The sequence below is a fragment of the Propioniciclava sp. LT432 genome (genome assembly GCF_059515965.1).
Map to the genome: position 1 here is coordinate 1 of NZ_JCAKNE010000058.1, position 7,872 is coordinate 7,872.

Consider the following 7,872-nt stretch of genomic DNA (forward strand, 5'->3'; position numbering starts at 1 on the left):
TAGCCTCGATCGTTCATGGCGGAGTGAGCGACGCGTGCGGTAGATAGGCCGGAGTGCCTTCTGGCTACGGGATACTTGGACTTGCGACTGTTCAAGACCCCTGAAGCGGAAGGCACTCCGTAGGTGAAGCGTACTTCGTGGTCCACCGGTATGTCCGTGACCGGCGATGGTGGCGCGGTGATCGCCCACGCCGGCAGCATCGGGCTCAGGATGCTGGCCGAGAACACCGGCCTGACCGGCGCCCTATCGACGGCGATGGCCCGGCGTTCGTTCGTCCCCTCGGTGCACGACCGTGGCCAGGTGCTGACCGATGTGGCGGTGCTGCTCGCCGACGGCGGGGAAGCGATCTCCGACATCGATGTGCTGCGGCACCAATCCCAGGTCCTGGGGCCGGTCGCGTCTGCTCCGACGGTGTGGCGGGCGTTGGACGAGGTCACCGACGCCAGGCGGAGGAAGATCGCCACGGCCCGGGCCCGTGTCCGGCGCCACGTCTGGGCCCAGCGGACAGCGGCTGGTGGGGTTCCGGCGTCTCGGGTCGCCGGGACCGATCTCGGCAGCACGGTGGTGTTGGATGTCGATGCCACGATCGTGGTGACCCACTCGGAGAAGGAACTCGCGTCGCCGACGTTCAAACGAACCTTCGGGTATCACCCGATCGGCGTGTGGTGCGACAACACGGGCGAGTTCCTCGCCGCCGCGCTGCGGACAGGTCGGGCAGGATCGAACACCGCCGTCGATCACATTCAGGTCTTGGGCGAGGCGATCACCCAGATCCCGATGCCGTATCGCCGCCATCTGTTGATCCGCTGCGACGGGGCCGGAGCCTCGCACCTGCTGCTGGACTGGCTCCATGCGCAAGGCCAAGTCAGAGGCAGGACGCTGCATTACAGCGTCGGGTTCACGATCGGGGAGAACATCCGCCACGCCATCTCGCAGTTGCCGGCCGGGTTGTGGTCCCCGGCGCTCACCGCTGAGGGTGAGGTCCGAGACGGCGGGGACGTCGCCGAGGTCACCGGCCTGCTGGACCTGACCCGGTGGCCGGCCGGGATGCGGGTGATCCTGCGCCGCGAACGCCCCCACCCCGGGGCTCAACTGTCGCTGTTCGAAGCCCACGACGGCTGGCGCTACCAAGCGTTCGCCACCAACACCGCCGAGGGGCAGTTGCAGTTTCTCGAGGCCCGTCACCGGGCGCATGCCCGGGTCGAGGACCGGATCCGACACGCCAAAGACTCCGGCCTGGGCCGGTTCCCGTCACGCGAGTTCAGCATCAACCAGACCTGGCTACTCCTGACCATGATCGCCGCCGACCTGGTCGCCTGGCTCAAAATGCTGGCCCTCGACGGTGACCTCGCCAAGGCCGAACCGAAAGCACTCAGGTATCGGCTGCTGCACGTCCCGGCCCGGCTCGTCTACGGCGCCCGACGGCGACGACTGCGCCTACCCAAGACCTGGCCCTGGGTCGAGCACCTCGTGGCCGCGTTCGCCCGGATCGCCGCGATCCCACCACCAGCCTGACCCCACCAGCCAGCCACTACCCGAGGAAACCTGGAGAACCGCAGCCCGGCAGCGTCAGCCGGCCAACAGTCACGCCCTCACCTAGACCCGTGTTCAGATCGGGCTCCGACAGCCCAGCTGGCAGCTCTCAAGCCGCCTCATGAAAGAGGGAGGCTAGGCTCTTAGGTCATGCACGGGACTACGGAAGGCATCAACGTGAGCGACGACATCCGTCTTGAGATCACCGCTTCCCATCCAGACGCACACGCGGTCAAGCTACGAGTCTCGCCTGACGAAGCTGAAAGACTTCGTGAAGCCCTCAGTGCCCAAGGCCTCAAGCCTCAAGATGGTTTCGAGCACTCTGCGTTGGCCGACCTAGCAGTCATCGTGGTCGATTTAGCGCCGTATGCCACCGCGAGCGTTGCAGCCCTCACCGCTGCGCTCCGGACGTTCCTTCACCGCAACGACAAGAAGAGGATCGCTGTCAAGGCCCACGGCTTCGAGTTCCACGCCCAAGGAATGTCCGAGAAGAAGGCGCAGGAAACAGCAGAGCGCGCGCTGGATCGGTACTTGGATGCGGAGAAGGAACTTGACAGGAGCTGGGCCGACGTCCTGACGGAAACTCAGGAGATGGATGGAACGACTGACGTCTAGTGGGTGCTACTTGAGCTCTCCTCCTTGGGATTCCCCGGCTCCATTCATCAGGACAGGGCCTGCACGCTCGAGCTCACTTCAAGCCAGCCGGCCACCGCGCGGCAAGAGCGGAGGTTTTCAGGCGCTAGCTTCCCAGCCGTCGTAGTCGCCGCCCGCCCACTGCTGAGCAACCGTCTCGAAGAACATCCGAGCGGAACGAACGGCCTCCGGAGTCGTGACCGCGCCGTGCCGCTCCGCGATGACGACCCACTCCGGGCCACCAGCCGCAGACTCGGCAACATCCTGCAGTCCCCACCCCGCGGCCTCTACAGCTACAGCTGCTCCACGGGCGGCGGCCTCGTCGGCGAAGTAGAGATAGTGCACCCAGTGCCGCGGAGCCGCCAGGTCGCCCATTTGCGCCAGTTGAGCGAGAAGTTGGTCGTCCCCCGCGTGTCCTGTGTCGAACAGCGCGGCCTTTCGGCGCCCAAAGAGTCCCATGGCCCTATGTTGCCAGTGGCCTGGCACCTCTTGAGGCTGAACACCGCGACAGCGGTATGTGCGCGCACCCTCACCGAGCGCGAGGACGAATTTGCCGCCAGAATCGGGTTTAGGCGCTCGCACCGGTCGCAGCACCTGATCTGGAAGCAGATCCGTCTCGCATCCGGCCACGGATCGAACCTCGCGGCGGCAGAACAGGACGTTGCTGTTCAGGGAAGATCGCGGTTCGGGCCGGGGGCGTAGCCTTCGGCGGCCAGCCAGGCCCGGGCTCGCCCGTAGTGGCGTTCGTTGCTGAACCCGTACCAGCGTCCCAGCAGGTCGGGCCAGTCCGCGAGCACGTCCTTGAACCGGCGAAACGCTCCCCGACCCCGGATCGACCGGGTGAGGCGATCCGCCAGGTGCGGGTCCTCCACCAGGTCGATGAACAGTTCCATGTCGCGGTATCCCGCCCGGGACCCTTCGCAGTGGACCCACAACCAGTGCTCGTCGTTGTCCCCTCATCCTCGACGTCATCACTGGTCTGGTCGGTGTAGTCCCACACCGATTGCGGCCACACCTTGCCGGTTCGAAGGTCGATCCGGCCGCCACCCTGCAGCGAGTCGCCCTCCAATACGCCAGCGACTTCCTCAAGATCCACCGGCAGCGAACGCAGCAGCGGGGTGGGCGCCCAGCCGAAGGTCGCCTCGATCTGGGTCGCGAGTTCGGCATCACCGTCCCAGTCGCGGTCACGAAGTTCGCGCACGCACCGGCGTGCCGCCGGCTCGATGTCGTACCCGGGCTCACGGACGGCCATGAGCACGGCGTCACCCAGTAACTGCAGCGCGTCAAATGGCCAGTCCCGGCTCGTCACCAGCAAGCTCCCCAAGGCGTCCACGTCAGCGCGGGAGAGGGCGCCACGCAACTCATCACGGTTCAGACGAGGATCCACCAGAGCATTCTGCGTCAAGCCAGGCGCGAGAACGTCCGAAGGTCACCCGCGGGCGCGAAAGGCGATGGTGTCCGGTGGGTGTGACCTTGACACCCAAGACGTGCAAGATGACGTTCATGGTGAACGTGCGGGCTACCCGCAAGCTGCTCCAACGTCTGGGTCCGCCCATCTCCTACAACGAGGAGTCGGCAGCCCTCTTGGGGGACTGGTACGCCACATACCTGCCGTGGCGGCCACGTCAGGTCGCGCTGCTCGTCAACGAGCGCACCCTGTTGCCCTTGTTGATGCCGCTCGCCCCCGCCGGGACGTTCCTGGACCGTTTCCCCGACGAGCTCTCCGCCCTCCTGAGGGCTCACCGCATCGCGGCGTCCGTGATCGCCGTAGAAGTCACCGCCACCAGAAACGCTCACCTGACCACCACCGCGAACCGCAGCCTGCTCGGATCAATGAACGAGTTCGCCTTCCTGGCCGAGGCTCACCGCACCCAAGGCGAGGACACCGATCTGCTCGAGTTGTCCCTCACCCTCGCCCGCACGCCGTGCAGCCCTCTGTACAGCCGACACGTCAGCCCCGACCGAGAAGTCGCCGCGCTGCTGGGCGAGCAGACCACCTGAATCCGTGCGCCACCGACCCCACCGACCCACTGCTGTCTCAACCTGACGCCATCACCACCACCAGGTCGCCCACCGATACTCAACACAACACGCCCCGCGGCAAAAGAGGATGTTCCGGGGTGCTGATGGACGCCTTCTGGTTGCCTGTTACCGGGCTAGTCCGAGGAAGGTCATCAAGGCTCGCTCGGCCTCCGCGAGTTGATCGGTCGCCAGTCGGCCAACCCGGGTCTGCACATTGGTTCGCCGAACAGCGGTGAGCTTGTCGACCATCAAGTCGCTGTCACGTTCGAGGCCGGACAGGTCGCTGCTGGGGATGCGGATACGCAATAGGGGTGCGTCCGTGAAAGTCGTGGTCAACGGGACGACGGTGACCGACGCCGTTTCGTCGAAGAGGTCTTCCTGGATGATCAAGGCGGGCCGTGGTTTGGAGGCGTGGACGCCACCGGCAACGGTCCAGATCTCGCCTCGCTTCACTCCTCGTCCCACGGCGCGGAGACAGCGTCAACGAACTCCTGATCGTCGCCAAGTCGGTCAGCTTCAGCCAACAGCAGCGCTTGTCGACGCGCTTCGGCAGCGAACTGCGGAGTGCGCACGTCCGGCACCCAGATCTGGACTGGGCGGTAGCCGCGTGCCCGCATGCGACGTCGGTACTCGCCGACTCGATCCTTCACGCTCACGCCAGCCATGTTACATGTAACGACTTGGGAGAAGCAGGCCTCGCTCCTGGCGGAGTGGAACCACGCGCGATGCGCGGCAAGCGCGGGTGTGCGCCACCGGTACCGGACGACAGGTCACCCTCGCGCGCAGTGCGGTGAAAGCCAGCGCCCAGACATGCCTCTCGGGCCAAGAGCGTGTCATGTCCGCGGATGACCCTCGGCGACCTCTTCCAGTGCTGACGGAAGTCCACGTGGCTTCGCGGGCCGTAGACTACGTGCGCATAGGCGTTCGAAAGGCACGGAGCACGATGGCAACGAATACCGGCGACGGTTACCGCAAGGGTCAGGTCCGCGCCCGATACCAGCAGTTCAACGAGAACACAGAGCGCTATGACAAGTATGACGCCGCAGCTAACTATCTCAGTTCGAAGTCATCTCCTGGCCCTTACAAGGGCGTAGAAACGCGTGAGCCAAAGAAGCCACCACGCTAGTGCGCGAGTCGTGCGCAACGCACTCCGGCGACTCCCTGCTACAAGGGCGGGCGGTTCGAGGTCACGCCTGACTTGAACGTGCCGAGCTGGGCGTGATCGAGCTCGCGCTCAAGGGCATGAGGTCGGTGATGTCACGACCCTCGGCACCACCGACCGAGGCTAGGGTCGGCTCATGAGTGACACGGTCCTCGCCGCTCTCGCTGGCGCATCCATGGCAGGCATTCTCACCCTCGTGGTGCAGTTGGCGGTTGCGGTCATGTCACGCCGTCACACCGAAGCACACGCACGAGCCAAGGGCATAGCCGAGTTTGTGTCGGCGACACACGGCGCAGTGATCGCGATGGGCCTGCTGGCCCGACAGCCGATGGAGGCGAAAGCGTCATTCAGGGAAAGCGCGTTCTACACGTCGCGCGAGGACCGCGAGACGAGCGCCCTCAACGTTGTCCAGCTGCTCGATCCATTGGACGTCGTGGAGGCGGCGGCGGAACTTCACTCCGCGATCGTCCGCCTCGAACGGGACGCTCAGACGAGGATCTGGACCCAGTTGGATTGGGATGCTCACCGACGAACCATTCTGGGGAGCTCTGTGACGCGTGTGTTCGCGGCGGGGCGGAAGACCTTGGGACGGTCCGATCTGAAGCGGGACTTGATTTGGGCGCGCGCGAGCGAACCCAAGCACTCGACAATGGTGACGTAGCGAGCCAGCAGTAGGCAGCGGATTGTCGAGCTCCTCCTTCACCTTGGACGAAGTCCGGTCAAACAGGACGTCCGATTCGGTCAGGTCCGCGACAATGTCATGACTCTCGGAATGTGGGCGCGGTCGCGACCGTCGGCAGAAGGCGCTTTGCGCGTGTGGTCCGACGTGGGTCGTGCGCCGGACTCTCGCCCGCTTGAGTATTCGGTCTTCTGAGCGCCACCGGTATTGGGGTTGAGCGCCATGTGCTGGTGGTCGCGTTCGCGTTCGTGGGCGCCATCGAGTATTCGGGGTGAGCGCCACCGTTCCTAGGCTCCCCCTGCCGTGTGGCCAATCACGCGGCAGGAGGAGTGATTTCGGATGGTACGCAAGATCAGGGCGAAGCTGGTGCTTCGGCTCCGGGCGGAGGGGTTCTCGGGGCGGCAGATCGCCGCCCAGGGCATGTCGCGGCATTCGGTGGCGGCGGTGCTGGAGGCCGCCGATCGGGAGGGTGTCGGCTTCGTCGATGTCGCGGAACTGGACGAGGCGGCGGTGTATGCGCGGTTGTTCCCTGGCCGGGGTGAACATGAGAGCGTGCATGCCCAACCCGACTGGACGGTGGTGCATCGTGAGCTCGCCAGGGTGGGGGTGACGTTGAAGCTGCTGCATGGCGAGTACGTCGACCGGTGTCACGCCGAGGGGGCCACGGCGATGGGCTATGACCGATTCTGCAAGACCTACCAGCATCATGTGCTGGTCGCGGGGGCGGCCTCACGGGTCGGGCACAAGGCCGGTCAGAGCGTCGAGGTGGACTGGTCGGGGCCGACGATGCAGCTGACCGACCCGGTGTCGGGGCAGGGCCGGCGGGTGTTCCTGTTCGTCGGCGCCCTGCCCCTTTCGCGGTACGCGTTCGTCGAGCCGGCGTTGGACATGCGGCAGGACACGTGGCTGCGGGCGCACGTGGCGATGTTCGCCTGGTTCGGCGGGAGTGTGCCGCGGATCGTGCCCGACAACCTGAAGGACCGGTGTGATCAGGCATCCCGCCGAGGGCGAGGTGGTCCTCAACGACGCGTATCGGGAGTTGGCGGCGCACTACTCGGCGGCGGTGCTGCCCGGCCGGGTCCGCAAACCGAAGGACAAGGCCAGTGTCGAGAACACTGTCGGGAACATCGCGACGTGGGTGATCGCCGGCCTGCGGGACCGCCGGTTCGCGACGCTGGCCGAGTTGCGGACGGCCATCTACGAACGGGTGGAGGCGTACAACGCCGAACCGTTCCAGAAGCGCCCAGGGTCCCGGCAGACGGTGTTCGAGGTCGAGGAGAAGCCGCTGCTGCGGCCGCTGCCGACGGTGCCGTTCGAGATCAGCCGGTGGGTGTACGGGCGGCGGGTCCAGCGCAACGGGCACGTGGTGTGGGAGAAGAACTTCTACTCGGTTCCCTACCCGCACATCGGTCGTGGCGTCGATCTGCGGGTCACCGACACCATGGTCGAGGTGTACGCCGGCCAGCAACGGCTGACCAGTCACCTGCTCGCCCCGCCCGGTGTCGTCAACGAGTACCGCACCCACGACGCCGACCTGCCCGAGGGGCCCCGCTACCGCCAGTGGGACGCCGCCCGGGTGCGGGAGTGGGCCGCACGCATCGGGGAGGACACCACGACCGTGGTGAACCGGATCTTCGAGTCCGTGCCGGTCGAGGAGCAAGGACTGGATGCGGCGTTGGCGGTGCTGCGCCTGACGCGGCGTTACTCCGCCGCCAGGGTGGAGGAGGCCTGCCGGCTCGCGTTGGTCCGGGTCCGTTCGCCCCGTTATGCGCACCTGCGACCGATCCTCCAGACCGGCCAGGACACGACCGGCCCGACACCACCCAGACCCGGGCCGCAGGCC

Annotated in this window: 8 protein-coding genes and 1 pseudogene; 5 read left to right on the forward strand and 4 right to left on the reverse strand. The window is 66.2% G+C overall.

The features are described 5' to 3' along the window. Positions 1-150 precede the first annotated feature (150 nt). Positions 151-1,515: an IS1380 family transposase gene (locus tag AC5YDV_RS19295; protein ID WP_496184643.1), complete on the forward strand. Its 1,365-nt coding sequence runs from the start codon at positions 151-153 to the stop codon at positions 1,513-1,515. 195 nt (positions 1,516-1,710) lie between these two features. Then, positions 1,711-2,148, forward strand: coding sequence for a hypothetical protein (locus AC5YDV_RS19300; protein WP_496185018.1), 438 nt, complete (start codon positions 1,711-1,713; stop codon positions 2,146-2,148). Between the two features lie 117 nt (positions 2,149-2,265). Here the strand turns inward: AC5YDV_RS19300 and AC5YDV_RS19305 are convergent, their stop codons facing one another. Both AC5YDV_RS19305 and AC5YDV_RS19310 read right to left on the reverse strand, forming a co-directional pair. Next, positions 2,266-2,625, reverse strand: coding sequence for a ribonuclease E inhibitor RraB (locus AC5YDV_RS19305; RefSeq protein ID WP_496185019.1), 360 nt, complete (start codon positions 2,623-2,625; stop codon positions 2,266-2,268). Positions 2,626-2,834: 209 nt separating this feature from the next. Beyond that, positions 2,835-3,059, reverse strand: a complete 225-nt coding sequence (locus tag AC5YDV_RS19310; protein ID WP_496185020.1) for a UPF0158 family protein — start codon at positions 3,057-3,059, stop codon at positions 2,835-2,837. A 601-nt stretch (positions 3,060-3,660) separates the two neighbouring features. On the opposite strand from AC5YDV_RS19310, the gene AC5YDV_RS19315 reads away from it, so the two are divergent. Next, entirely contained in the window at positions 3,661-4,167 is a 507-nt protein-coding gene (locus AC5YDV_RS19315; RefSeq protein WP_496185022.1) for a DUF6933 domain-containing protein, read from the forward strand. 147 nt (positions 4,168-4,314) lie between these two features. Here the strand turns inward: AC5YDV_RS19315 and AC5YDV_RS19320 are convergent, their stop codons facing one another. Both AC5YDV_RS19320 and AC5YDV_RS19325 read right to left on the reverse strand, forming a co-directional pair. Further along, positions 4,315-4,641 (reverse strand): type II toxin-antitoxin system PemK/MazF family toxin, encoded by a 327-nt coding sequence (locus AC5YDV_RS19320; protein ID WP_496185023.1) that lies wholly within the window; start codon positions 4,639-4,641, stop codon positions 4,315-4,317. Next, entirely contained in the window at positions 4,638-4,844 is a 207-nt protein-coding gene (locus AC5YDV_RS19325; protein WP_496185024.1) for an antitoxin MazE-like protein, read from the reverse strand. Before AC5YDV_RS19325 ends, AC5YDV_RS19320 begins: the two co-directional genes overlap by 4 nt. A 642-nt stretch (positions 4,845-5,486) precedes the next feature. Between AC5YDV_RS19325 and AC5YDV_RS19330 the strand changes: the two genes are divergently transcribed. Both AC5YDV_RS19330 and istA read left to right on the forward strand, forming a co-directional pair. Further along, positions 5,487-6,011, forward strand: a complete 525-nt coding sequence (locus AC5YDV_RS19330) for a hypothetical protein (RefSeq protein ID WP_496185025.1) — start codon at positions 5,487-5,489, stop codon at positions 6,009-6,011. 357 nt (positions 6,012-6,368) lie between these two features. Then, positions 6,369-7,872 (forward strand): annotated as a pseudogene (istA, locus tag AC5YDV_RS19335) (IS21 family transposase); the annotation flags it as partial.

What these genes read in the sequence shown, in the direction of transcription:
- AC5YDV_RS19295 (WP_496184643.1), top strand. Translation starts at nt 151, where the DNA reads ATGTCCGTGACCGGCGATGGTGGCGCGGTGATCGCCCACGCCGGCAGC.
- AC5YDV_RS19305 (WP_496185019.1), bottom strand. Translation starts at nt 2,625, where the DNA reads ATGGGACTCTTTGGGCGCCGAAAGGCCGCGCTGTTCGACACAGGACAC.
- AC5YDV_RS19310 (WP_496185020.1), bottom strand. Translation starts at nt 3,059, where the DNA reads ATGGAACTGTTCATCGACCTGGTGGAGGACCCGCACCTGGCGGATCGC.
- AC5YDV_RS19315 (WP_496185022.1), top strand. Translation starts at nt 3,661, where the DNA reads ATGACGTTCATGGTGAACGTGCGGGCTACCCGCAAGCTGCTCCAACGT.
- AC5YDV_RS19330 (WP_496185025.1), top strand. Translation starts at nt 5,487, where the DNA reads ATGAGTGACACGGTCCTCGCCGCTCTCGCTGGCGCATCCATGGCAGGC.